The 23,718-nt window shown below is 61.9% G+C and carries 28 protein-coding genes; 19 read left to right on the forward strand and 9 right to left on the reverse strand.

Features of this window, described 5'->3' with window-relative positions:
- Positions 1–52 precede the first annotated feature (52 nt).
- The 12 genes from DUGA2_RS08585 (at position 53) to DUGA2_RS08640 (ending at position 9,200) form a co-directional block, all read left to right on the forward strand.
- Entirely contained in the window at positions 53–829 is a 777-nt protein-coding gene (locus DUGA2_RS08585) for a uracil-DNA glycosylase (protein WP_070268739.1), read from the forward strand.
- A 133-nt stretch (positions 830–962) separates the two neighbouring features.
- On the forward strand, positions 963–1,439 hold the full coding sequence (iscR, locus tag DUGA2_RS08590; protein ID WP_008450513.1) for a Fe-S cluster assembly transcriptional regulator IscR: 477 nt from the start codon (positions 963–965) through the stop codon (positions 1,437–1,439).
- Between the two features lie 30 nt (positions 1,440–1,469).
- The gene (locus tag DUGA2_RS08595) at positions 1,470–2,726 is read left to right on the forward strand and encodes an IscS subfamily cysteine desulfurase (protein WP_070268742.1); all 1,257 of its coding nucleotides are present in this window, start codon (positions 1,470–1,472) and stop codon (positions 2,724–2,726) included.
- 24 nt (positions 2,727–2,750) lie between these two features.
- Positions 2,751–3,140 carry a Fe-S cluster assembly scaffold IscU gene (gene iscU / locus DUGA2_RS08600; RefSeq protein ID WP_008450509.1) on the forward strand — a complete coding sequence of 130 codons (390 nt, stop codon included), beginning with the start codon at positions 2,751–2,753 and terminating at the stop codon, positions 3,138–3,140.
- A 48-nt stretch (positions 3,141–3,188) separates the two neighbouring features.
- Complete coding sequence (gene iscA, locus DUGA2_RS08605; protein WP_008450508.1) at positions 3,189–3,512, forward strand: iron-sulfur cluster assembly protein IscA; 324 nt, start codon at positions 3,189–3,191, stop codon at positions 3,510–3,512.
- A gap of 6 nt (positions 3,513–3,518) precedes the next feature.
- Entirely contained in the window at positions 3,519–4,034 is a 516-nt protein-coding gene (gene hscB / locus DUGA2_RS08610) for a Fe-S protein assembly co-chaperone HscB (protein WP_070268745.1), read from the forward strand.
- Between the two features lie 56 nt (positions 4,035–4,090).
- Entirely contained in the window at positions 4,091–5,971 is a 1,881-nt protein-coding gene (gene hscA, locus DUGA2_RS08615; protein WP_070268747.1) for a Fe-S protein assembly chaperone HscA, read from the forward strand.
- Positions 5,972–5,990: 19 nt separating this feature from the next.
- Complete coding sequence (gene fdx / locus DUGA2_RS08620; protein WP_008450501.1) at positions 5,991–6,332, forward strand: ISC system 2Fe-2S type ferredoxin; 342 nt, start codon at positions 5,991–5,993, stop codon at positions 6,330–6,332.
- A gap of 1 nt (position 6,333) precedes the next feature.
- Complete coding sequence (gene iscX / locus DUGA2_RS08625) at positions 6,334–6,528, forward strand: Fe-S cluster assembly protein IscX (RefSeq protein WP_008450499.1); 195 nt, start codon at positions 6,334–6,336, stop codon at positions 6,526–6,528.
- Positions 6,515–7,405: an SAM-dependent methyltransferase gene (locus DUGA2_RS08630; protein ID WP_070268751.1), complete on the forward strand. Its 891-nt coding sequence runs from the start codon at positions 6,515–6,517 to the stop codon at positions 7,403–7,405. Before iscX ends, DUGA2_RS08630 begins: the two co-directional genes overlap by 14 nt.
- Before the next feature lie 20 nt (positions 7,406–7,425).
- The gene (gene ltaE, locus DUGA2_RS08635; RefSeq protein WP_070268753.1) at positions 7,426–8,448 is read left to right on the forward strand and encodes a low-specificity L-threonine aldolase; all 1,023 of its coding nucleotides are present in this window, start codon (positions 7,426–7,428) and stop codon (positions 8,446–8,448) included.
- Positions 8,445–9,200, forward strand: a complete 756-nt coding sequence (locus DUGA2_RS08640; RefSeq protein WP_070268757.1) for an rRNA pseudouridine synthase — start codon at positions 8,445–8,447, stop codon at positions 9,198–9,200. Before ltaE ends, DUGA2_RS08640 begins: the two co-directional genes overlap by 4 nt.
- On the opposite strand, the gene DUGA2_RS08645 is transcribed toward DUGA2_RS08640, so the two are convergent.
- From DUGA2_RS08645 to DUGA2_RS08665, 5 genes are read right to left on the reverse strand one after another with little or no spacing between them, the layout of a single operon-like run.
- Positions 9,201–11,345 carry a prolyl oligopeptidase family serine peptidase gene (locus DUGA2_RS08645; RefSeq protein ID WP_070268760.1) on the reverse strand — a complete coding sequence of 715 codons (2,145 nt, stop codon included), beginning with the start codon at positions 11,343–11,345 and terminating at the stop codon, positions 9,201–9,203.
- Between the two features lie 51 nt (positions 11,346–11,396).
- Positions 11,397–11,906 carry an RDD family protein gene (locus tag DUGA2_RS08650; protein WP_307169861.1) on the reverse strand — a complete coding sequence of 170 codons (510 nt, stop codon included), beginning with the start codon at positions 11,904–11,906 and terminating at the stop codon, positions 11,397–11,399.
- 7 nt (positions 11,907–11,913) lie between these two features.
- A complete protein-coding gene (locus DUGA2_RS08655; protein ID WP_229214636.1) occupies positions 11,914–12,660 on the reverse strand; it encodes a DUF3106 domain-containing protein in 747 nt (248 codons plus the stop codon).
- 47 nt (positions 12,661–12,707) lie between these two features.
- Positions 12,708–13,103, reverse strand: coding sequence for a DUF3619 family protein (locus tag DUGA2_RS08660; protein ID WP_070268769.1), 396 nt, complete (start codon positions 13,101–13,103; stop codon positions 12,708–12,710).
- Complete coding sequence (locus DUGA2_RS08665) at positions 13,100–13,669, reverse strand: RNA polymerase sigma factor (RefSeq protein WP_070268772.1); 570 nt, start codon at positions 13,667–13,669, stop codon at positions 13,100–13,102. Before DUGA2_RS08665 ends, DUGA2_RS08660 begins: the two co-directional genes overlap by 4 nt.
- Positions 13,670–14,179: 510 nt before the next feature.
- On the opposite strand from DUGA2_RS08665, the gene DUGA2_RS08670 reads away from it, so the two are divergent.
- The 3 genes from DUGA2_RS08670 to ilvC are packed head-to-tail and all read left to right on the forward strand — an operon-like array spanning position 14,180 to position 17,472.
- Entirely contained in the window at positions 14,180–15,931 is a 1,752-nt protein-coding gene (locus tag DUGA2_RS08670) for an acetolactate synthase 3 catalytic subunit (protein WP_071658887.1), read from the forward strand.
- Position 15,932: 1 nt separating this feature from the next.
- Positions 15,933–16,424, forward strand: coding sequence for an acetolactate synthase small subunit (gene ilvN, locus DUGA2_RS08675; RefSeq protein WP_008450481.1), 492 nt, complete (start codon positions 15,933–15,935; stop codon positions 16,422–16,424).
- A 31-nt stretch (positions 16,425–16,455) separates the two neighbouring features.
- Positions 16,456–17,472, forward strand: a complete 1,017-nt coding sequence (gene ilvC / locus DUGA2_RS08680) for a ketol-acid reductoisomerase (protein ID WP_008450480.1) — start codon at positions 16,456–16,458, stop codon at positions 17,470–17,472.
- A 49-nt stretch (positions 17,473–17,521) separates the two neighbouring features.
- On the opposite strand, the gene DUGA2_RS34970 is transcribed toward ilvC, so the two are convergent.
- The 4 genes from DUGA2_RS34970 to DUGA2_RS08695 form a co-directional block, all read right to left on the reverse strand.
- On the reverse strand, positions 17,522–17,707 hold the full coding sequence (locus tag DUGA2_RS34970) for an STY0301 family protein (RefSeq protein WP_373994826.1): 186 nt from the start codon (positions 17,705–17,707) through the stop codon (positions 17,522–17,524).
- A gap of 323 nt (positions 17,708–18,030) precedes the next feature.
- Positions 18,031–18,531, reverse strand: coding sequence for a hypothetical protein (locus DUGA2_RS08685; protein WP_141753218.1), 501 nt, complete (start codon positions 18,529–18,531; stop codon positions 18,031–18,033).
- A gap of 27 nt (positions 18,532–18,558) precedes the next feature.
- Positions 18,559–19,359, reverse strand: coding sequence for a hypothetical protein (locus tag DUGA2_RS08690; protein WP_070268781.1), 801 nt, complete (start codon positions 19,357–19,359; stop codon positions 18,559–18,561).
- A complete protein-coding gene (locus DUGA2_RS08695; RefSeq protein ID WP_229214637.1) occupies positions 19,356–20,240 on the reverse strand; it encodes a prolipoprotein diacylglyceryl transferase in 885 nt (294 codons plus the stop codon). The genes DUGA2_RS08690 and DUGA2_RS08695 overlap by 4 nt, the downstream gene beginning before the upstream one ends.
- A 132-nt stretch (positions 20,241–20,372) precedes the next feature.
- Between DUGA2_RS08695 and DUGA2_RS08700 the strand changes: the two genes are divergently transcribed.
- The 4 genes from DUGA2_RS08700 (at position 20,373) to pssA (ending at position 23,687) form a co-directional block, all read left to right on the forward strand.
- On the forward strand, positions 20,373–21,011 hold the full coding sequence (locus tag DUGA2_RS08700) for an SGNH/GDSL hydrolase family protein (protein WP_070268785.1): 639 nt from the start codon (positions 20,373–20,375) through the stop codon (positions 21,009–21,011).
- Between the two features lie 93 nt (positions 21,012–21,104).
- On the forward strand, positions 21,105–21,872 hold the full coding sequence (locus DUGA2_RS08705; RefSeq protein WP_070268788.1) for an SIMPL domain-containing protein: 768 nt from the start codon (positions 21,105–21,107) through the stop codon (positions 21,870–21,872).
- 67 nt (positions 21,873–21,939) lie between these two features.
- The gene (locus DUGA2_RS08710; protein ID WP_070268792.1) at positions 21,940–22,710 is read left to right on the forward strand and encodes an SIMPL domain-containing protein; all 771 of its coding nucleotides are present in this window, start codon (positions 21,940–21,942) and stop codon (positions 22,708–22,710) included.
- 104 nt (positions 22,711–22,814) lie between these two features.
- Complete coding sequence (gene pssA / locus DUGA2_RS08715) at positions 22,815–23,687, forward strand: CDP-diacylglycerol--serine O-phosphatidyltransferase (RefSeq protein WP_070268795.1); 873 nt, start codon at positions 22,815–22,817, stop codon at positions 23,685–23,687.
- The last annotated feature ends 31 nt before the right edge of the window (positions 23,688–23,718 follow it).

Below are 23,718 nucleotides of genomic sequence, written 5' to 3' on the forward strand. Positions count from 1 at the left end.
CAAAAAGGGGGATAGACGATACAATCTCGCCTTTCCCCGAAAGCTTTCCCTCATGACGATCCCGACTTCGATCCTCGATGCGCTGGCGCGCGCAGATGCTTCCTGGCGTCCATTGCTGGTGCAGGGCCTGGAGGCGATGATGGCCGCCACGCCCGATTACCTGCCGCAACTGGCCAACGACCAATACCTGCCGACCGAACAACGCCTGTTCGCCGCCTTCGCGCTGCCGCTGCAGCAGGTGCGCTACGTGCTGGTCGGTGAAGGCCCTTATCCGCGCGCGGAAAGCGCCACCGGCGTCTGCTTCATGGATGGCGCCGTTGGCAGCCTGTGGTCGAACGAGGAGGGCGGCGGCCTGTCCAAACCGGTCAACAAGGCCACCTCGCTGCGCAACTTCATGAAGATGCTGCTGGTGGCCGACGGCCAGCTGTCGCTGGAAAACACGGCGGGCGAGGCCATGGCCGCCGTCTCCGCCCGCGCCCGCAGCGGCGCCGGCAGCCACATCCAGACCCTGGCCGACATGCAGCAGAAACTGACCGAACAGGGATTTTTGCTGCTGAACGCCTCGCTGGTGTTCCGCAGCCACGTGGCCCCGGCCAAGGACGCCAAGGCCTGGCTGCCGTTCTTCGAAACCGTGATGGCCGGCCTGGCCGCGCAGGCGTCGAAGACGCCGACGATGATTCTGTGGGGGAAGATCGCTGAGTTGCTGAGCAAGTTGCCAGTAATGAAAGAATTCCCGCAGATCGCTGCGGAACATCCTTACAACCTAAGCTTCATCGGCAATCGGGACATGCACCAGTTGTTTAAACCGATGGAGTTGTTGAAACGCTAAGCAACCCTTTGGGCGCAAGGGGCTCCGGGCAAACTTTGTTAAAGTTTGGTATACTTGACTAAATCGATCAACTAATCAGCCTTTGCGATTAGCGACAAGGTCGATATTTTAACCCAGTTGAACCGAGGTAGTGATGCGTCTGACCACCAAAGGCCGTTTTGCTGTGACTGCGATGATCGATCTGGCTTTGCGCCAAGGCAAAGGCCCGGTCACGCTCTCCGGCATCAGCCAGCGCCAGGCCATTTCGCTGTCCTACCTGGAACAGTTGTTCGGCAAGCTGCGCCGCCATGAGATCGTCGAGTCGATCCGCGGCCCGGGCGGCGGCTACAGCCTGGCCCGCCGCGCCGACAAGGTCACGGTGGCCGACATCATCATCGCCGTCGATGAACCGCTCGATGCGACCCAGTGCGGCGGCAAGGAAAATTGCCACGGCGCGGACGCCGCCAGCGGCGCGCGCTGCATGACCCACGAGCTGTGGGCCACGCTGAACGAAAAAATGGTGGATTACCTGGATTCCGTCTCGTTGCAGGATCTGGTCGATCAACAGAAGCAAAAGAATGCTGAACAAAACGTGGTCGTGATGCACCGTAACCACGCCGCGCTTGGTTAAGAGATTACACAGAAAACCCGGAGTTACCAGATGAATGCCCCAGAAAAAAACATCGCGCCAGTGAAGTTCCAGACCGCCCCGCATTTCCCGATCTACATGGACTACTCGGCCACCACGCCGATCGATCCGCGCGTTGCCGACATGATGATTCCTTACCTGCGCGAGCAGTTCGGCAATCCGGCGTCGCGCAGCCACATGTACGGCTGGACTGCGGAAAAGGCCGTGGAAGAGGCGCGCGGCCACGTCGCGGCCCTGGTCAATGCCGACCCGCGCGAAATCATCTGGACCTCCGGCGCCACCGAATCGAACAATCTGGCGATCAAGGGCGCGGCGCAGTTCTACAAAACCAAGGGCAAGCACATCATCACCGTCAAGACCGAGCACAAGGCTGTGCTGGACACGGTGCGTGAACTGGAGCGCGTCGGCTTCGAGGCGACCTACCTGGAACCGCAGGACAACGGCCTGATCACCATCGAGCAACTGACCGCCGCCATCCGTCCGGACACCATCCTGGTCTCCGTCATGCTGGTCAACAACGAGATCGGCGTGATCCAGCCTATCGACGAAATCGGCGCGCTGTGCCGCTCGAAAGGCATCATCTTCCACTGCGACGCCGCGCAAGCGACCGGCAAGGTGGTGATCGATCTGCAAAAAACCAAGGTCGACCTGATGACCTTCACCGCGCACAAGACCTACGGTCCTAAAGGCATCGGCGCGCTGTACGTCTGCCGCAAGCCGCGCGTGCGCATCGAAGCGCAAATGCACGGCGGCGGCCACGAGCGCGGCCTGCGCTCCGGCACCCTGCCTACCCACCAGATCGTCGGCATGGGCGAAGCCTTCCGCCTGGCGAAAGTGGAAATGGACAGCGAGATCGCCCGCATCAAGGGCCTGCGCGACCGCCTGGCCAAGGGCCTGCAGGAAATCGAAGAAACCTACATCAACGGCGACATGGAACACCGCGTGCCGCACAACCTGAACGTCAGCTTCAACTACGTCGAAGGCGAGTCGCTGATCATGGCCGTGAAAGACCTGGCCGTGTCGTCCGGTTCGGCCTGCACCTCGGCTTCGCTGGAGCCATCGTATGTGCTGCGCGCGCTGGGCCGCAGCGACGAGCTGGCGCACAGCTCGATCCGTTTCACCATCGGCCGCTTCACCACCGAAGAGGACATCGACTTCGCCATCAACCTGATGAAGTCCAAGGTACACAAACTGCGTGAGCTGTCGCCACTGTGGGACATGTTCAAAGAGGGCATCGACATCAGCTCGATCCAATGGGCAGCCCACTAATTTTTAAGATACAGGAGCATCAAAATGGCTTACTCGGAAAAAGTGTTGGACCACTACGAAAATCCACGCAACGTGGGCGCGTTCGAAAAGGGCGATGAAACCGTCGGCACCGGCATGGTCGGCGCACCGGCTTGCGGCGACGTGATGAAGTTGCAGATCAAAGTCGGCGCCGATGGCCTGATCGAAGATGCGAAGTTCAAGACCTACGGCTGCGGTTCGGCCATCGCTTCCAGCTCGCTCGTGACCGAATGGGTCAAGGGCAAGACGCTGGATCAGGCGCTGGCCATCAAGAACACCCAGATCGCTGAAGAACTGGCGCTGCCGCCAGTGAAAATCCACTGCTCGATCCTGGCGGAAGACGCCATCAAGGCAGCGGTACTGGACTACCAGACCAAGCACCCAGTCGCGGCCTAAGTCTGTTTTACACCGGCGGCGCATGTCGCCGCCGGTACGGAGAATCAAATGGCAATCACCCTGACCGAAAAAGCAGCCAAGCATATCAACCGCTACATCGAACGCCGTGGTAAAGGCGTCGGTTTGCGTTTTGGCGTGCGTACCACCGGCTGCTCGGGCCTGGCCTACAAGCTGGAATACGTGGACGAAATCGCGGAAGAGGACAGCGTCTTCGAATCGCATGGCGTGAAGGTATTCGTCGACCCGAAAAGCCTGCCGTACATCGACGGCACCGAGCTCGATTTCGCCCGCGAAGGCTTGAACGAAGGCTTCAAGTTCCATAACCCGAACGAGAAAGACGCTTGCGGTTGCGGCGAAAGCTTCCGCATCTGATAAGCCATGCAAAATCACTTTGAGCTGTTCAATCTGCCGCAGCAGTTTGCCGTAGACGCGGGGGCGCTGGACAGCGCCTACCGCGACGTGCAGAGCCGCGTCCATCCCGACAAATTCGTCAATGCCACCGACGCCGAAAAGCGCGTCGCGATGCAGTGGGCCACCCGCGCCAACGAAGCCTACCAGACCCTGAAAAATCCGCAGAAGCGCGCGCAGTACCTGTGCGAGCTCAATGGCGTCGATTTGCAGACCGAGTCGAATACGGCGATGCCAATGGCCTTCCTGATGCAGCAGATGGAGTGGCGCGAAGAACTGGGCGACGCCCGCGCCGCCAAGGACAGCGACGCGCTGGAAGCACTGGACAAGCAGCTGCGCAACGAACGCAAGGCGCGCCTGGCGGAGATCGAGACGCAGATCGGCGCCGGCGATTTCCACGCGGCGGCGCAAGGCGTGCGCGCGCTGATGTTCCTTGAAAAATTCGGCGAAGAAGTCCGCTTCGCCTTCGAAGCAATCGAAGCCTGAGCGCGGCGCCTCGTGCGCGCACCCTCAGCAGACAAGATAAGAATACAGGTCCATCCATGGCACTTCTGCAAATTTCCGAACCCGGCATGTCCACCGCACCGCACCAGCATCGGCTGGCGGTCGGTATCGACCTGGGCACCACCAATTCGCTGGTCGCCACGGTGCGCAACAGCATTCCAGAAGTGCTGAACGATGAGGATGGCCGCCCGCTGCTGCCGTCCGTGGTGCGCTACCTGCCGAACGGCCACGCCAACATCGGCTACAAGGCGCAGGCCGCGCAGACCACCGATCCGAAGAACACCATTGTCTCCGTCAAGCGCTTCATGGGCCGCGGCCTGGCCGATATCGCCTACGCGGAAAACATGCCCTACGATTTCCAGGACACCCCTGGCATGGTGCAGCTGAAGACCATCGCCGGCATCAAGAGCCCGGTCGAGATATCGGCGCAGATCCTGGCCACGCTGCGCCAGCGCGCCGAAGATTCGCTGGGCGACGACCTGGTGGGCGCGGTCATCACCGTGCCGGCTTACTTCGACGACGCGCAGCGCCAGGCCACCAAGGATGCGGCGCAACTGGCTGGCATCAACGTGCTGCGCCTGCTGAGCGAGCCGACCGCCGCCGCCATCGCCTACGGCCTGGATAACGGTTCGGAAGGCCTGTACGCCGTCTACGATCTGGGCGGCGGCACCTTCGACATCTCCATCCTCAAATTGAGCAAGGGCGTGTTTGAAGTACTGTCCACCGGCGGCGATTCCGCGCTGGGCGGCGACGACTTCGACCACCGCCTTTTCTGCTACATCCACCAGCAGGAAAAACTGGCGCCGTTGTCGGACGAAGACACCGCCGTGCTGATGGTCAAGGCACGCGAAGCCAAAGAACAGCTGTCGACCAAGAATGATGTGACCGTCGACGCCATCCTCGGCTCCGGCGAGGAAGTGCATCTGAAGATCACCGCCGAGACCTTCCAGGAGATCACCAAGCACCTGATCGAAAAGACCATGAAGGCCATCAAGAAAGCGCTGCGCGACGCCAACGTCGACGCGGACGATGTCGATGGCGTGGTCATGGTCGGCGGCGCGACGCGCATGCCGCACGTGCAGCGCGCTGTCAGCGAGTACTTCCACACCATCCCGCATGCGAACATCGATCCGGACAAGGTGGTGGCGCTGGGCGCTGCGGTGCAGGCCAATCTGCTGGCCGGCAACCGCGCGCCGGGCGACGACTGGCTGCTGCTGGACGTGATCCCGCTGTCGCTGGGTATCGAAACCATGGGCGGCCTGGTCGAGAAGATCATCCCGCGCAACTCGACCATCCCTTGCGCCCGCGCGCAGGAGTTCACCACGTTTAAAGACGGCCAGACCGCGCTGGCGGTGCATGTGCTGCAGGGCGAGCGTGAGCTGGTGTCCGATTGCCGTTCGCTGGCGCGCTTCGAGCTGCGCGGCATTCCACCGATGGTGGCCGGCGCGGCGCGCATCCGCATCACCTACCAGGTGGATGCGGACGGCTTGCTGTCGGTGTCCGCACGCGAGCTGCGCTCCGGCGTGGAGGCATCGATCACCGTCAAGCCGGCCTACGGCCTGGGCGACGACGACGTGGCGCGCATGCTGCAGGATTCGTACAAATCGGCCGATACCGACATGGTTGCCCGCGCACTGCGCGAAGAGCAGGTCGAGGCCGAGCGCATCATCCTGGCCACGCAGTCGGCGCTGGATGAAGACGCGGGCTTGCTGTCGGACGAAGAGCGCGTTGCGGTCGACGCCCTGATGGACACGGTGCGCGACGTGGTCGCGCAATCGCAGACCGGCGCCGCCGATCACGCGGCGGTGAAGTCGGCCGTCGAGGCGCTGGCGCACGGCACCGAAGAATTCGCATCGCGCCGCATGGATCGCAGCGTGCGCAGCGCACTGGCCGGCAAGACGCTGGACCAGGTAGTTTAAACAAACCTAGAGGTATCAAGTGCCACAAATCGTATTCCTGCCCCACGCAAAACTGTGCCCGGACGGCGCCGTCGTTGAAGCCGAAGTCGGCAAGACCCTGTGCGACATCATGCTCGAAAATGACATCCACATCGAGCACGCCTGCGAGAAGTCCTGCGCCTGCACCACCTGCCACGTGCTGGTGCGCGAAGGCTTCAACTCGCTGAGCGAAGCCAGCGAGACCGAAGAAGACCTGCTGGATAAAGCCTGGGGCCTGGAAGCCGTGTCGCGCCTGTCGTGCCAGGCCGTGGTCGCGAACGAAGACCTGGTCGTCGAGATCCCGAAATACACCATCAATCACGCAAGCGAAGGCGGGCACTGATATGAAATGGACCGACATCACCGCGATTGCGGAAGCGCTCTACGATAAGCACCCGGACATCGATCCGCTGACTATCCGCTTCACCGATCTGCACAACTGGATCGTTGACCTCGAAGAGTTCGACGACGACCATACGCGCGGCGGTGAAAAGGTTCTTGAAGCGGTACAGCAGGCGTGGATCGATGAAGCCAAGTAAGCAAGCCACCAAGATCGGCGCCACCGTCACCGGCGCGGACAACATGCCGGAAATCCGCGAAGGCCAGACCGTCGCGCTGCTGCAAGAGCTGCACATCCTGACCCGCGACGGCAAGATGAACCAGGACAGCCGCCGCAAGCTGAAGCAGGTCTACCACCTGTACCAGTTCATCGAGCCGCTGCTGAAGGAAGTGCTGGCCGGGAAGGACAGCGTGTCGCTGGTCGACCACGGCGCCGGCAAGTCCTACCTGGGCTTCATCATCTACGACCTGTTCTTCAAGGCGTTGGGCGATAACTCGCACATCTACGGCATCGAGACGCGCGAAGAGCTGGTGGCCCGTTCGCAGGAACTGGCCAAGCAGTTTAACTTCCCCGGCATGTCCTTCCTGCCGCTGTCGGTGGCCGAGTCCACCGAATCGAAGCTGCTGCCGGAGCAGATCGATGTCGTCACCGCGCTCCACGCCTGCAACACGGCGACCGACGACGCCATCCACTTCGCGCTGAAGAAGAAGGCCAAGTACATGGTGCTGGTGCCTTGCTGCCAGGCGGAAGTCGCGTCGGTGCTGAAGAAGAACAAGGGCAAGTCGCTGGCCAAGTCCGCGCTGACCGAGATCTGGCGCCATCCCATCCACACGCGCGAATTCGGCAGCCAGATCACCAACGTGCTGCGCTGCCTGCAACTGGAGGCGCACGGCTACCACGTCAACGTGACCGAGCTGGTAGGCTGGGAGCACTCGATGAAGAATGAGCTGATCATCGCCACGTACAAGAACCTGCCGCGCCAGCGTCCATCGGAGCGGCTGCAGGAAGTGCTGGAGACATTGGGGCTGGAGGAGATGGGCAACCGCTTCTTCACCGAGCAGGTAGCTAAACAGTAAATCAGAAAGGGCTGGGATCGATGAGTGAGCTGAACGAAAAATGGTTGGACCTCCGCAGCGACACCATCACCCGCCCCAGTGCGGCGATGCGCGCCGCGATGAATGCAGCGGACGTCGGCGACGACGTCTACGGCGATGACCCAACCGTCAACCGCTTGCAGGAATACGCGGCCGATTTGTTCGGCTACGAGGATGCGCTGTTCGCGCCGTCCGGTACCCAGAGCAATCTGCTGGCGTTGCTGGCCCACTGCGGCCGCGGCGACGAATACCTGGTCGGGCAGGAAGCCCATACCTATCGCTACGAAGGCGGTGGCGCGGCGGTGCTGGGCAGTATCCAGCCGCAGCCCATCATCAACCAGCCCGACGGCAGCATCGCGCTGGCCGACATCGAAGCCTATATCAAGCCTGATGATTTCCACTTCGCCCGTACCAAGTTGCTGGCGTTGGAGAACACCATCGGCGGCCGCGTGCTGGGTCTCGACTACCTGAAGCAGGCGACCACGCTGGCGCATGAGCGCGGCCTGGCCACGCACCTCGACGGCGCCCGTATCTGCAATGCCGCCGTCAAGTTGGGTGTGACCCCGCGTGCCGCTGTCGCCGGATTTGACTCCGTTTCCGTGTGCCTGTCCAAGGGCTTGGGCGCGCCGATCGGCTCCGTCCTGTGTGGCAGCAAGCCTTTGATCGCCGAGGCGCGGCGCTGGCGCAAGATGTTGGGCGGCGGCATGCGCCAGGCGGGCATGATCGCGGCGGGCGGCATGTACGCCTTGCAGCACAACTTCGAGCGGCTGGCGGAAGACCACGACAACGCCGCCTATTTCGCGGGCGAGCTGGCCAAGCTGAAAGGCATCAAGGTCAGCACGCCGCAAACCAATATTTTCTACGTCGATATCCCGGCCGATACCTGCCGTGCTTTGAACGACGTGCTGCAACTGACCCGCATCCGCGTATCGATGTCGCCGCACCTGCGCATCGTCACGCACATGGATGCATCGCGCGCGGACATCGACCGCGCCATTACCGTTTTTGGAGATTTCTTCGGATGACCGATACCACCGCTGACAACAGCACCGACAACACCGTCCGCCTGGCCAAGCGCCTGTCGGAGATGCGCCCTTGCTCGCGCCGCGAAGCCGAACTCTATATCGAGGGCGGATTCGTCAGCGTCGATGGCGTTGTGGTGGAAGAGGCGGGCGCCCGCGTGACGATGGAACAGCAGATCGTGGTCGCGCCGGATGCGACCTTGTTCGAAATCCTGCCGGTGACGATACTGCTGCACAAACCTGTGGGCGCCAACGGCGGCATCGGCAAGGACGGCTCGCCGGCCGTGCACCTGCTGAACCCAGCCTCGCTGACGCGCTCCGCGCCGGGCCAGCGCTTCCTCAAGCGCCACCTGGTCAACCTGACCCTGACCACGCCGCTGGAAACGCATGCGAGCGGCCTGTTGGTGTTCACGCAGGACTTCCGCGTCAGCCGCAAGCTGGTCGACGAAGCGGCCAAGATCGAGCACGAGATCATCGCCGAGGTGACGGGCAACATCATGGAAAACGGCCTGGCGCTGCTGAACCACGGCCTGCCGTTCAACGGCAAGCCGCTGCCGCCGATGAAGGTCAGCTGGCAGAACGAGAACCGCCTGCGCTTCGCGCCGAAGAACCCCAAGCCCGGCCAGATCGAACATATGTGCAAGCTGGTCGGCCTGACGGTGGTGTCGTTGAAGCGCATCCGCGTCGGCCGCATCGCGATGTCCAGCCTGCCGGTAGGCGAGTGGCGCTACCTGCAGGCCCACGAACGCTTCTGATTACTTCCCTGTCGTCTGCGACAGGATGAAGGCGTAGGTATCGGCCGCTTCGACATCCTGCTGCGCGCGGGTCGAGCCCATGCCGTGGCCGGCGTCGAAGTCCACCCGCAGTATCACAGGCTTGCCGCTGGCCGTTGCGGTTTGCAAGCGGGCCGCCATCTTCGCCGGATGGAACGGCGCCACGCGCGGGTCGGTCACGCCGGTGGTCAGCATGATGGCCGGGTACCTGGCGCCATCCTCCACCAACTGGTAGCTGTCGATGCTCTTCAGCGCCTTGAAGCCGGCCGGATCGGCGATCGCACCCCATTCAGGTTCTTCGCCGTAGCCGTTCTGCTCCGCCACGTAGCGCAGCGGATTGTGCCAACCCACTCCCGACACCACCGCCGCGAACAGGTCCGGACGCTCTTCCAGCGCGCGGCCCATGGTGATGCCGCCGGCCGAACGGCCGCCGATCGCCAGATGCTGCGGCGAGGTGTAGCCCTTGGCGTTGATGTCCTCGCACACGGCGATCAGGTCGCGCCAGGTGTTCGGTTTGTTTTCCAGCTGGCCCGCGCGGTGCCACTGTCGTCCGAACTCGCCGCCGCCGCGCACATTGGCGTAGCCGACGATGGCGCCCTGGTCGGCCAGTGCCAGCGTGCGGCCGGCGAACGACGGCGTGTACGCGGCCGAGCCGTAGCTGCCGTAGGCCGAGATGAAGGCCGGATTCTTGCCATCCATCTTCAGGCCTTTTTTGTAGATCAGGCTATATGGAATCTGCGTGCCATCCTTGGCGGTGGCGTAGCGGCGCTCGGTGGTGTAAGCGCTGGTGTCGATGGCCGGCTTCGGCGTGATGCCGGTGTCGACTACCTTGCCGTCGGCGCCCACGCTCCAGATGCCGGCCGGTTCCAGCCACCCGGTCAGCACGGTCAGCACGCCCGCCGCAGCCGGATCGGCTTCGACGGCGCGCAGCGTGCCTTCGAACGGCAGGGCGATGGTGGTCAGCTTGCCGTCGTTGCCCAGGCGTTGCAGCGTGCTCGGGCCGCCGTCCATCGCCCTCAGGTACAGGCCGTCCTTGGCGCGCGTTATGCCTTGCAGGACCAGTTTCGATTCCGGCACCACTTCGGTGGCCTGGGCCAGCGACGGTGCGCTGGCCGAGGTTTTCAGCAGGCGTCCGCGTGGATGGTCCTTGGTCGACAGCAGGTACAGATTGTCGCCGTCCAGGTCCAGGTTGGTGATTTCGTCGGCGAAGTCTGCCACTTGCTGCCACTTGGCTTTGCCCTTGATGACGTCGCGCAGCGGTGCGGCATAGATGCGCTTCTCGGGACGCACGTCGCTCAGGATCAGCAGCGCGGTGTTGGAGTGCAGCGCGGTGGCGATGTAAGGCGCCTGGATTTTTTCATACTTCACCGCAGGGTCGAGGCCGCGCTTCATCAGCAGCGGATCCTTGGCGTGATCGGTGCCCAGCTTGTGGAAGCGGGCCACCGCATCGAGGTAGCGCTCCGGCGTGTTGTTCTTGCCGGTCAGCTGGTTGTAGAAGAAACCGGAGCTGTCGTCCAGCCAGTTCGGGTCGGCCCCCTGCGTGTCGGCGATGCGCTCCTTGAGGATGACGCCGGTGCGCACGTCCATGATGTGCAGCACCGAGTCTTCGCTGCCGTCCTTGGACAGGCCGTAGGCCAGCTTGCTGCCGTCCGGTGAGGCTTGCCACCAGTCCAGCGAGACGTGGCTGGTCTTGGTGTCGAGCTTGGTCGGGTCGACCAGCACGCGGTCCTTGCCGCTGTTTTTGCCAAGCTCGCGGACGAACAGCTTGAAGTTGTTGGCGCCGGCCGGGCGCTGCTGGTAGAACAGGCGCGCGCCGGCTTTTTGTATGCGCGCCGGCGTGGCGACGTCGCCGGACAGTTGCTGGATGCGGGTCAGCAGCACATCGCGTTTCGGCAGCGCGTCCAGCAGGCCGCGCGCGTGGGCGTTCTGTTGCTTGAGGTAGGGCAGCCAGTCGGGGTCTTTGTCGTTTTCCATCCAGCGATAGCGGTCGATCACGGCTTCGCCGAAGTAGGTATCGGTGACGGGTTCAACCCGCGCAACGGGCGCGGCGGGAATGTCGGCCGCGAACGCGGCGGAGACTGACAGGGCAAGGACTGCCCCGTACATCAAGCGAACAGCTTTGGTCATGTGCTACCCCCTGTGGCAAAAGTCCTATTCTGCCACAGAAGATTGCAAGAATTACACTGCGGGTACTGCCTTCTTTTTCTTTTCCGGCGGCGGCAGCTGGACCAGGCGGGTGCCGGTCAGTTTGTCGTGCAGGAACTGGCGGTCCTTGTCGAGGAAGGCCGTCAGCGACCACAGCAGGATGCCGGCGCCGACCGCGCCCAGCGCCTGCCAGCGGTGCAGGTCCAGCGCGAGCGACAGCAGCAGCGCCGGCAGCACCCACATCCAGCTCAGCAGGTAGCGCACGGCCGCAGCCTGCAACGACAGGTGGGCATGGCCGGGGCGGACCAGTTGCAGGCGCCAGGTCTTCATCGCCAGCGTCTGGCCGTCGCGGCTCCACTGGTGGATGAAGTAGGCGCCCAGCACCAGGAAGGCCAGTGCCTGGCGCATGTGCTCGGCGGTGGGTGTGTGGCTGGCCTGGGTGGCGAATTCAAAAAGCAGGAAGGGCAGGAACAGCACGGCGAAACCCAGCAGGGTTTCGTAGACCATCGAAATCAGACGGCGTTTGATGGTCGGTACGATCACAGGCGGCTTATTTGACATTGCTGCTGGCAGGCTGGGCGGGCGGAGCGGAGGCGGGCGTGGCTGCGGCTGGCGCGATCACCGGCGTCACGTTCGATGCGTTGGGGATCGCTGCGCCGGTGGCGGGATCGATGCCGGGCGCGACGGCAGGCGCGGCGCCTGCGGTGGCCGTCGTCGCGGCCGGCGCCGTGGCAGGGCCGCCGCCGGTGGTCGGCACGGCGGGCTTGATCGGCGCCACGGTTTTCAGCTTGCTTTGCGCGGGCGTGGGCAGGTTGGCGACCTGTTTCTTCATCGCCGCCTTGGCTGCCAGCTCCTGCTTCTGTTCTTCCGGCAGCTGCTGGTAGGATTCCCATTGCGTGGATTTCTGCGACGGGTCGATCTTCTGCGCGCGGGTGAAGTTCTGGCGCACCTGGCGACGCTCGTCCGGCGTCATCTTGACCCATTCGCGCATGCGCTCCTGCACGCGGGCCTGCTCGTCCGGCTTCATCGAGTTGTAGCGCTTGACGATGCCCAGCCATTTTTGCTTGCGGATCGGCTCCATCTGGTCCCATTCGGGCGCCAGCGGCTCCAGCGCCTGCTGCTGCGCGGGCGTCAAATCCTTCCACATGGTTTTTTCCGGCGACTTGGCCGACGCGCGCTTGCCCGCCGCTGCGCCGGGCAGGGCGCCGGCTGCGGAAGCTTGTTGCGCGGCAGGCTGTGCCGGCGTGTCGGAGTTGCCGCAGCCGATCAGGGCACTTGCCGCTGCTACCGCTAACACCACCGTTCCTGCGCCCCGTTTTGCGCGACCGCTCAATGCCATGCTGGTTACTCGCTTTGGGTCAGGTAGGCGTTAAAACCGTGGTCCAGGTAGGCGGACAGCGGCAATTCGTCGGACAGCACGGCGGCGTCGAGCTCGGCCAGGTCGGCCACGCGCTGTTCCTGCTCGTACTGGTAGATGCCGGCCAGGCCGCCGACCAACACCAGCAATGGCAGCGCCACGCTCATGCGGGTCATCCAGGTGAACGAGAAGAAGCCGCCGCCGGCGCCAGCCAGTTCCGTCTTGGCTACGCGCACGGTCTGCGGTGCGTCGGCTTTCTTACGGGCGAGCGCCAGCTTGCGCGCCTGAGCCAGGCGGTCTGTGGTCGATGCAGGCAGATCGTCCAGCTTTTCATTGAGCGCGTGGCGCACTTTGTAAGCGAAATTCAGATCGTCGGTATTCATAGTGTTATTCCCAAGGCTTTTAGCGACTCCGCGAGTGTATGTGTTGCACGTGAGCAATGTGTCTTCACGCTCCCTTCGGAACATCCCATCGCTTCGGCTGTTTCAGCCACGTCCATGTCCTGCCAATAACGCATAAGGAAGGCTTCTCGTTGACGTGCCGGAAGCTTTTGTACTTCGGCATCGATCAAAGACAGCATTTGCTGGCGCTCGACCTTGTCCGCGCTCGATTCGGAAGCCTCGGTGCCGTCTTCGGCGGCGTAGGATTCGAGTATATCAAAGTCGTCGTTCTCGCCGCCCGAGGGCGCCATGCCCGAGAACAGGCTGACCCAGGTGTTGCGGACCTTTTCCCTACGGAAATAATCGAGGATGGTGGTTTGCAGAATGCGCTGGAACAGCATCGGCAGCTCGGCGGCCGGCTTGTCGCCGTATTTTTCGGCGAGCTTGATCATCGCGTCCTGCACGATGTCCAATGCGGATTCGTCCTTGCGCACTGCGTAGACGGCTTGTTTGAAGGCACGCCGCTCGACGTTTTCGAGAAAGTCGGATAATTCTTTGTCTGTGGCCATGCGTCGGGTGTGGATACTGCCGGAAAAGCCGGCGCTGGGCCGCTAGGGGGCGGCTCGTGAACTGAGCGCATGCTAGCAAAAATTAGCCATTTCTGCATGGTTTTTGCGGCTTTGACGATGCAAAATGCACCGCATCGGGGATATTTTCGATATTTCACTTGCCCAAACGGGGGGCGCCGGTGTACCGTATGGGACGCTTTGAACACCCCGAAGCTCTATGGTCTGGTCGCAGCAGGCACACAACGCCGCAATCGACGAGACGCGCTTTCATATGTCAGCAGTTTGCTCTAACCCGTGCCACAAGCGCGAGAGGTACGCAGAACCGCTACAGACAGATCCAGCCAAACGAGAGTTTGCAGCTAGCACTGCTTTGCACGTCACTACGGTTGACGGAAGAGGCAGGTGTGACTGCAGAAAAAAAGGGAAGCAGGGCAAAGCTGTAGAGGTGGGCCTACTTCGTTAGGAAAGAGCATCCGATCAATCTCCTATGGACCTTGAAAGGAATGTTTCATGAATACCGAAGCAACCGCATCATCCGCAACATCGGGAGCGAACACGCTCACAGGCGCTGAAATACTGGTGCGCTGCCTGGCCGAGGAAGGCGTAGAACACGTCTTTGGCTATCCGGGCGGAGCCGTACTGTATATCTACGACGCCATCTTCAAGCAAGACAAATTCCAACACGTCCTCGTGCGTCACGAACAGGCCGCAGTGCATGCCGCCGATGCGTACTCGCGCAGCTCGAACAAGGTTGGTGTCGCGCTGGTCACGTCCGGTCCGGGCGTCACCAATGCCGTGACAGGTCTTTCCACCGCTTACATGGATTCCATCCCCATGGTCGTGATCTCCGGCCAGGTGCCGAGCTACGCCATCGGCCAGGATGCCTTCCAGGAATGCGACACGGTCGGCATCACCCGTCCCGTGGTCAAGCACAATTTCCTCGTCAAAGACGTCAAGGATTTGGCGGAAACCGTCAAGAAAGCCTTCTTCATCGCCCGCACCGGCCGTCCAGGCCCTGTGCTGGTCGACATCCCGAAGGATATCTCGATGCACAAGACGACGTACTCGTACCCGAAAGAGGTCGAGATGCGTTCGTACAAACCGGTCGACAAGGGCCACTCCGGCCAGATCCGCAAGGCGGTCCAGCTGCTGCTGCAAGCCGAACGTCCGATGATCTACACCGGCGGCGGCGTGATCCTGGCCAACGCCTCGCCCGAGCTGAACAAGTTGGTCGACAAGCTGGGCTTCCCGGTGACGAACACGCTGATGGGCCTGGGCGCCTACCGCGCCAGCGACGAGAAGTTCGTCGGCATGCCCGGCATGCACGGCACCTACGAAGCGAACATGGCGATGCAGCACTGCGACGTCCTGATCGCCATCGGCGCCCGCTTCGACGACCGCGTGATCGGCAACCCGAAACACTTCGCCTCCAATCCGCGCAAGATCATCCACGTGGACATCGATCCATCGTCGATCTCCAAGCGCGTGAAAGTGGACATCCCCATCGTCGGCAACGTCAAGGACGTGCTGATCGAATTCCTGGCCCAGCTCGACGCTGCGGACGCCAAGCCGAACGCGCCCGCGCTCAAGGACTGGTGGAAGCAGATCGCCGAATGGCGCGGCAAGGATTGCCTGAAGTATCCGACCTCGGACCTGGTGATCAAGCCGCAAGCCGTGGTGCAGAAGCTGTGGGAAGTGACCAAGGGCGACGCCTTCATCACCTCCGACGTCGGCCAGCACCAGATGTGGGCCGCGCAGTACTACCCGTTCGACAAGCCTAAGCGCTGGGTCAACTCGGGCGGCCTGGGCACGATGGGCGTGGGCCTGCCGTACGCCATGGGCGTGCAGATGGCCAACCCGGACGCCACCGTCGCCTGCATCACCGGCGAAGGTTCGATCCAGATGTGCATCCAGGAACTCGCGACCTGCAAGCAATACCATCTGACGCCGAAGATCATCATGTTGAACAACCGCTTCCTGGGCATGGTGCGCCAGTGGCAGCAGATCGACTACGGTTCGCGCTATTCCGAGTCCTACATGGATTCGCTGCCGAACTTCGAGAAGCTGGCGGAAGCCTACGGCCACGTCGGCATGCGCATCGAGAAGCCGGGCGACGTCGACGGCGCGCTGCGCGACGCCTTCGGCATGAAGGACAAGCTGGTGTTCATGAACTTCATTACCGATCAATCGGAAAACGTCTGGCCGATGGTGAAAGCGGGCAAAGGGCTCTCTGAAATGCTGTTGGGTTCGGAGGACTTATAACATGCGACATATTATTTCTGTCTTGCTGGAAAACGAAGCCGGCGCGCTGTCCCGCGTGGTGGGCCTGTTCTCGGCCCGCGGCTACAACATCGAAACGCTGACCGTGGCGCCGACCGAAGATGCGACCCTGTCGCGGATGACCATCGTCACCACCGGTTCGGACGACATCATCGAACAGATCACCAAGCACCTCAACCGTTTGATTGAGGTGGTGAAGGTGGTCGATCTGACCGAGGGCCAGCACATCGAACGCGAGCTGATGCTCATTAAAGTGCGCGCGGTGGGCAAGGAGCGTGAAGAGATGAAGCGCACGGCGGACATCTTCCGCGGCCGCATCATCGACGTCACCGAAAAGACCTACACGATCGAACTGACCGGCGCCAAGAGCAAGCTCGACGCGTTCATCGACTCGATCGACCGCGCCTCCATTCTGGAGACGGTACGTACCGGCGGTTCCGGCATCGGACGCGGCGAACGCATCCTCAAAGTTTAAACAAATTCAAAAATACTACTAAGGAAATACCATGAAAGTTTTCTACGACAAAGACGCTGACCTCTCCCTCATCAAGGGCAAAAACGTTGCCATCATCGGCTACGGTTCGCAGGGCCACGCCCACGCGCAAAACCTGAGCGACTCCGGCGTCAACGTGACCGTCGGCCTGCGCAAGGGCGGTTCTTCGTGGAACAAGGTTGAGAAGGCCGGCCTGAAAGTGGCGGAAGTGAACGACGCGGTCAAGGCCGCCGACGTCATCATGATCCTGCTCCCGGACGAGAACATCGCCCAGGTCTACAACGAGAACGTCGCCCCGCACGCCAAGCAGGGCGCGGTGCTGGCCTTCGCCCACGGCTTCAACGTGCACTACGGCCAAGTCGTGCCACGCGCCGACCTGGACGTGATCATGGTCGCACCGAAGGCCCCTGGCCACACCGTGCGCGCCACCTACACCCAGGGTGGCGGCGTGCCGCACCTGATCGCCGTGTACCAGGACAAGTCCGGCATCGCCCGCGACATCGCCCTGTCGTACGCATCGGCCAACGGCGGCGGCCGTGCCGGCATCATCGAAACCAACTTCCGCGAAGAGACCGAAACCGACCTGTTCGGCGAGCAGGCTGTCCTGTGCGGTGGCGCGGTCGAGCTGATCAAGGCCGGCTTCGAAACCCTGACCGAAGCGGGCTACGCTCCGGAGATGGCTTACTTCGAGTGCCTGCACGAACTGAAACTGATCGTCGACCTGATCTACGAAGGCGGCATCGCCAACATGAACTACTCGATCTCGAACAACGCCGAATACGGCGAGTACGTGACCGGTCCTAAGGTTGTGACGTCGGCCACCAAGGACGCGATGCGCCAGTGCCTGAAGGACATCCAGACCGGCGAGTACGCCAAGTCCTTCATCCTGGAAAACAAGGCAGGCGCTCCGACCCTGATCTCGCGCCGTCGCCTGACGTCCGAGCACCAGATCGAAGAAGTCGGCGCCAAGCTGCGCGCCATGATGCCTTGGATCGCCAAGAACAAGATGGTTGACCAATCGAAGAATTAAGCTTCATCTTCGATGCGGAAAAGCCGGCGCGAGCCGGCTTTTTTTTGTTTCAGCGGCAGTTGATCTGAATCTGCTGCTGTGAGGTTTTCGTGGTTTTGCCGTAGGTGATTACGCAAACGGAAATGTGATCGGCGATGCGTTTCGATAGTGTCATTTCATCGTGCCCACCGTAGCCGCATTGCATCCATTTTCCATCAGGGTAGGGGCCGTCGAGGTTGTAGGTGTACGTCCATATGCCGTGGCGCTGGCATGCGAAATCGTTGAAGAAGCTTCAGATTTTGCTTAGTAGATCGATCATCCGCTTTTGCCAGTCGGGGCCGGTGGCTTGCCAACGTTCGATTACGGCGGCGGGAAGCTTCAGTGAGCTCAGTCTATGTGCGATAAAGGTGAATTTCAAGATGAACGGCCGTCGCGGCGGCGTATTCTGGTTTCCTTCTATTCTCACCAGTTCATTTGCTCTGGCGCTGATATTTGTCTAGATCGATGGGGGCCACTTTCGCATGTGTTCGCTGACCGAGGTGCAGCGAACCTATGGTGGCCTGCGCGAGCCGGCTTTTTTTATTCGTCCCAGCGCTGCTCGTTCATCAGCGCATCAAAGCGTTTCAGCGCTGGTAGCGCCTCGCCTTTGCCTTCGAACGTGAAATAAAACATCGCGTCCTCGGAGGCCAGCAGATACTGGATGAAATAATATTTTCCGAACAGGCGGGAAGACTCCGAAGCCGACGAATAAGCGGTTTTTCCTGCCGGTACAGGGAATGCTTCGACTGCACGTACGACGAGTTTGCCATTGCGGCTGGCCACGTCTTTCAGGACGCCCTGTGCAAACGCGTGCGCATCTTCCCTGGCCGTGGTGGTCTTGTTCGGCAGGGCGCGGGCTATCGTCACCATCATCTTTTCGCCATCCGGTCCCTTGCCCTCCATCGGCCGCCTGGCCGAGTCGAGCGTCCAGGTCGACGGCAGCTGGAGGTGCAGTGGAGGCGCATCCACCGCTTGAGCGTGCGCCATTTGGGCGCTGAAAGACAGTAGCAATGACGCAAGCGATATGCGGATTGTTTTCATGGGTTTAGTTTGTACGGTATAAACAATTTAAAGTGTTTTGCCCTTGCTGAAGTCCTGTGGCGACAGGAACAATTTCTTCACGGCCGGTCCGCTCAGGATGTAGTAGCCCTCACCGCAGTCATTGCCGGAGGAGTAAGGGAACTCGATGGTAATCTCGGTACTGCTTTGGATCGATACCGTTTCCCATTCGAATGACCGTTGATGTTGGCAACGCTCAGTGTCCGGACGATCCGCTTTCTTCATTTTCTTGATGCTGCGTGCTATTTCATCCATTAGCAGGCCGCCCAGTTCAGAATCCGCGTTGCTCTTGAATAGAGAGGCTATCGGAACTTCCCGTCCGTTCTTGTAGTCGAATACCCGATGCGTCACGCCGTGTGTGGTGCGCGCGTTTCCGGGCATCTCGGTGTGATGATCGAACGTGATGTGGCGAACGAAGCGCAGGGTAGGCATGAGCTTGGACTGCGTCATCGCGGATTCGCGCGCAGCCTTGTCTTTCCCCAGCAGGGCCAGCACGCCGGAGTCCTTGATGAGGATGGTCTTTTTCAGCAAGGCATCGTCAGAAGAGAACAGGCCAGCCAGCGAAACTGTCCGTGTCCACGCGTTCAGCCGCTCCAATGCGGCCTTGTCGCCACCTTTGAATACCGGATAGCGCCACTCGATGGTGTTTCCGCCGAGGGCGGGATCTTCCAGCGGCTCCCCCGTCCATTGCGCGACTTCGCCACCGCCCATTGACTGCAAGGCCGGCTGGCTGGCGTTGTCCTGCGCGTAACCAGGTGAACAGGTCAGCAGCGACCAAACCAGCGCCGTGAAGATGCCGCGTTTGTTCATGAGAGGCTGTCCTTCACCCGCCCGCCGCCAGTCTGCTGTCGCTGGCTCAGCATCAGGGCGCCGATAGCGCCCAGTGCGATCAACGATACCGCGATGATCTCCGCCTGCGTAGCACGCAGGCCGGCCACATTGAACATAGGATTGACGCGGATCTGCTCGATCAGCAAACGCTCCACGCCGGCCAGCACCAGATACACCGAGAACAGCCAGCCGATCCGGAACGCATGCTTGCGCAGCGCCCACAGCACGGCAAAGCACAGCAACGCCATCGCCGTTTCATACATCGGCGTCGGATACACGCCGGGCAGGGCGATCAGCTCGCCGTAGATGTTGTTGTCGTAGGTTTGCGCCCACAGCCAGGTCGGCAGCCAGTCCGGCTTGAGCGCCATGTTGGCGGCGATGCCCCAGTCGCCGTCGCCCGAAACCTGGCAGCCGATGCGGCCGATCGCATAGCCGATCATCATCGCCGGCGCCGCCGCGTCCAGCAGCGGACGCACCGGCAAACGCCAGCGCCGCACGCATACCATACCAGCCAGCGTACCCAGGATCAGGCCACCGAAAATGCTCAGGCCCGAGCGCGTGAGGATCATGCCCATCGGATCGGCGGCAAACTGGTCGGTATGCTCCAGGATATGGAACAGGCGGGCGCCGAACACGCCGGCCACCATCACCACCACCATGAAATCGCTGACCACATCCTGCGGCGGCACATCGGCGCCGCGCACGCGCGCCGGTCCGATCTTGCCTGCCACGTACAGGCGATGCAGCTCCGCGCGGAACAGCGCGCCGGCCAGCAGCGCGCCCAACGCCACGAACAGGCCGAAGGTCGCCAGCGGCAGCGGCAGGTCGATGCCGGTCCAGGCCTTGATAACGTCACTCAAATACGGATACGACATGGCAGCTTTCGAAAGTGATTGAATCCGGTGGCAACTTTAGCACAAGGGACTGCTGCGAACAGCCGGCCGGATGCTATGCTGGCGGACGTTTGCATGCTCTGGAAAGGTTGATACGCGATGGCCGCAAAACATGTGCTGTGTTACGGGGACTCGATGTCGTGGGGGATCATCCCAGGAAGCAGGCTGCGCCATCCGTATGACAAACGGTGGACCGGCATCCTTCAGCAACTGCTGGGCGACGGCATCCGCGTGATCGAAGAATGCCTGAACGGGCGGACCACCGTCTGGAACGATCCATTCCGCCCCGGCCGGAATGGCAAGGACCTTTTGCTGCCTATTTTGCACTCGCATGCGCCTATCGATCTGGTCATTATTTTCCTGGGAACGAACGATCTGCAATCCATCTATGGCGTGGGCGCCTATGAATCCTCGCTTGGCGCCGGCGTGCTGGTCGACATGGTCCAGGGATGCCGCGCGGAGCCGATGCTGCTTGCTCCCCAAGTGCTGCTGGTCGCGCCGCCACGCATCATCGGGCTTGCCGGCACCATGGTGGAAAAATTTCATGGCGCAGAGGAAAAGTCGACCCAGTTCACGCGCTGCTACGCGCGCATAGCCGAAGAACGCGGCTGTTCCTTCCTTGATGCCGCGGAGTTTATTCAACCTAGCGAAGTCGATGGCGTTCATCTCGATGAACTACAGCACCAACAGCTGGCCGTGGCCTTGCATCACCGGGTGCTGGACATACTGGAATACTGACGATTGTTACAAACACTCACCATGTCTTACATGTCTTGGCGGTAATTTCAGGTAAAGTTCGCCTTGTTGTAATTTTAATTTTTGGAGCCCGCAATGACCGTCATGAAATCTATCGCCGCAGCCGCTGCCGCCTCCTTCGCGCTCGCCGCGCACGCCGCCCCGCTCGAATCGCTGCCGACCACCGGCACGCTGGTCGTGGTGCCGGCCTTCGGCGAAGTCAAACACGCCAATGATCAAGCGGTCGCCACCCTGGCGATCGAAGAGCAGGACAAGGACAAGGCCGCCGCCGCTTCGCGCGTCAACCTGAAAATGAAGCAGGGCCTGGAAATCGTCAAGAAAGAAGACCCGAGCGCCAGCCTGAAAACCCAGGGCTACTACACCTATCCCGTGTATCCGGAAGACCGTCCGACGCCGAACGGCCAGTCGTCCAAGCCGCGTGTGCCGACCGCCTGGCGCGTGGGCCAGTATCTGGAAGTGACCACCACCAACCTGGAAAAGCTGCCTAAAACCGTGGCCGCCGCCCAGAAGATCCTGACCCTGAACGGCCTGCAATTCGGCCTGACGCCTGCAACCACCCGTCAGCTGGACGACCAGCGCATCGCCGCCACCTACAAGAACCTGAACGAGCGCATCAACTCGATCGCCGGCGCCATGGGCCGCAAGGTCAGCGACGCCGTGCTCGACACGATCGACTTCGAAGGCTCGGGCAACTACGCCCAGGAGCGCATGGGCGGCGCACCGGCGCCGATGATGATGCGCTCGGCCAAAATGATGGATAGCGCCGAAGTGTCGGAACCGAGCTTCGAGCCGGGCGAAACCACGCTGCAAATGAACGTGGTGGGCAAGGTACGATTCAAGTAAGTCTATGCGCGGCGGCGCGCGCTGAGTTACAGTTGTCATTGCTTTTATACTAATCACGGAGCATGCAATGACTGTAATGAAACAACTGGCCATCGCCGCCATCGCCGCCTGCGCCCTGTCCGCGCAGGCGGCTCCGCAGGAGTCCCTGCCGACCGCTGGTGCCCTTGTGGTTGTCCCCGCATTCGGCGAAGTTCGCCACGTCAATGACCAGGCCGTTATCACGCTGTCTGTCGAGGAAGTCGACAAGGACAAAGCCGCCGCCGCCTCCCGCGTCAACCTGAAGATGAAGCAGGGGCTGGAGATCGTCAAGCAGGAAGATCCCCAGGCCAGCCTGAAGACCCAGGGCTACTACACCTATCCCGTGTATCCGGAAGAACAGCCGCAGCCGCTGAACGGCCAGCCGCGCAAACCGCGCGTGCCGACCGCTTGGCGCGTGGGGCAGTCGTTGCAAGTGACCACCGTCAACTTGGCCGGCCTGCCGAAGACCGTGGCCGCCGCCCAGCGCACGCTGTCGCTGAACAATCTGCACTTCGGCCTGGCGCCGGAAACCACCCGCAAGCTGGACGACCAGCGCATCGCCGCCACCTACGCCAATCTGACCGAGCGCGTCAATTCGATCGCGCGCGCCATGGGCCGCAAGGTCGGCGACGCCGTGATCGACACCATCGACTTCGAAGGCTCGGGCAACTACCAGGACCGCGTCAACGTGACGGGCTCGTCGCGCGTGGCGATGGCGATGGCCGGCAGCCCGCCGCCGCCTCCGGTGGAAGAACCCAGCTTCGAACCGGGCGAAACCACGCTGCAGATGCGGCTTGTGGGCAAAGTGCGCTTCAAATAAGCGAACTTGGGCACAATAGGGGGATGGTTTGCCATCCCCTTTTTTGTGGGCGGCTCCACTATAATGATGGCGCAACATGACCAGTTAATCAGAAACGGAACCCTATGGCCAAATTCCCCCGCCGCCGAGCCAAGAACGGCGTAGCCCAAGGCAAAACGCCCCAGATGTCGCGCTTCAGCCGTTTTGCCCGCCGCGCCCGGGGCGAAGACCTCGACCGGCCGCGCCATCGCGGGATTTATCTGCTGCCGAACGCCTTCACCACGGCGGCGCTGTTCTGCGGCTTCTACGCCATCGTCATGGCGATGAACCAGAAGTTCGAACACTCGGCCTGGGCGATCTTCATCGCCATGGTGCTGGACGGCCTGGACGGCCGCGTCGCCCGCCTGACCAACACCCAGAGCGAATTCGGCGCCCAGTACGACTCGCTGTCGGACATGGTGTCCTTCGGCGCCGCACCGGCGCTGGTGATCTATGAATGGTCGCTGCGCGGCCTGGGCAAGCTGGGCTGGATCGCCGCCTTCGTCTACTGCGCCGGCGCCGCGCTGCGCCTGGCCCGCTTCAACACCAATATCGAAGTGGTCGACAAGCGCTTCTTCCAGGGCCTGCCATCGCCGTCGGCCGCCGCGCTGGTGGCCGGCTTCGTGCTGCTGATGGTGGACCAGGAAGTGTCCGGCCTCGAACTGCGCTGGGTCTCGTGGAGCATCGCCGTATTCGCCGGCCTGACCATGGTGACGAACGTGCCGTTCTACAGTTTCAAGGATGTGAACTTCCGCAAGTCGGTGCCGTTCATCGCGGTGTTCCTGATTGCGCTGGTGTTCGCGCTGGTGTCGATCGATCCGCCCAAGGTGCTGTTCCCGATCTTCATCGCCTACGGCTTGTCGGGCTACGCGGTATCGGCCTGGCGGCTGGCCAAGGGCAAGAAGGTCAGCCTGATCCAGACCGACGAAGACAGCAGCGACCCCAGCGAGCGGCGCTGACCGTCAAGGGCGGTAGGCCCTGAGAATTCAA

This window comes from Duganella sp. HH101 (genome assembly GCF_001758795.1).
Taxonomy (GTDB): Bacteria; Pseudomonadota; Gammaproteobacteria; order Burkholderiales; family Burkholderiaceae_D; genus Rugamonas; species Rugamonas rivuli.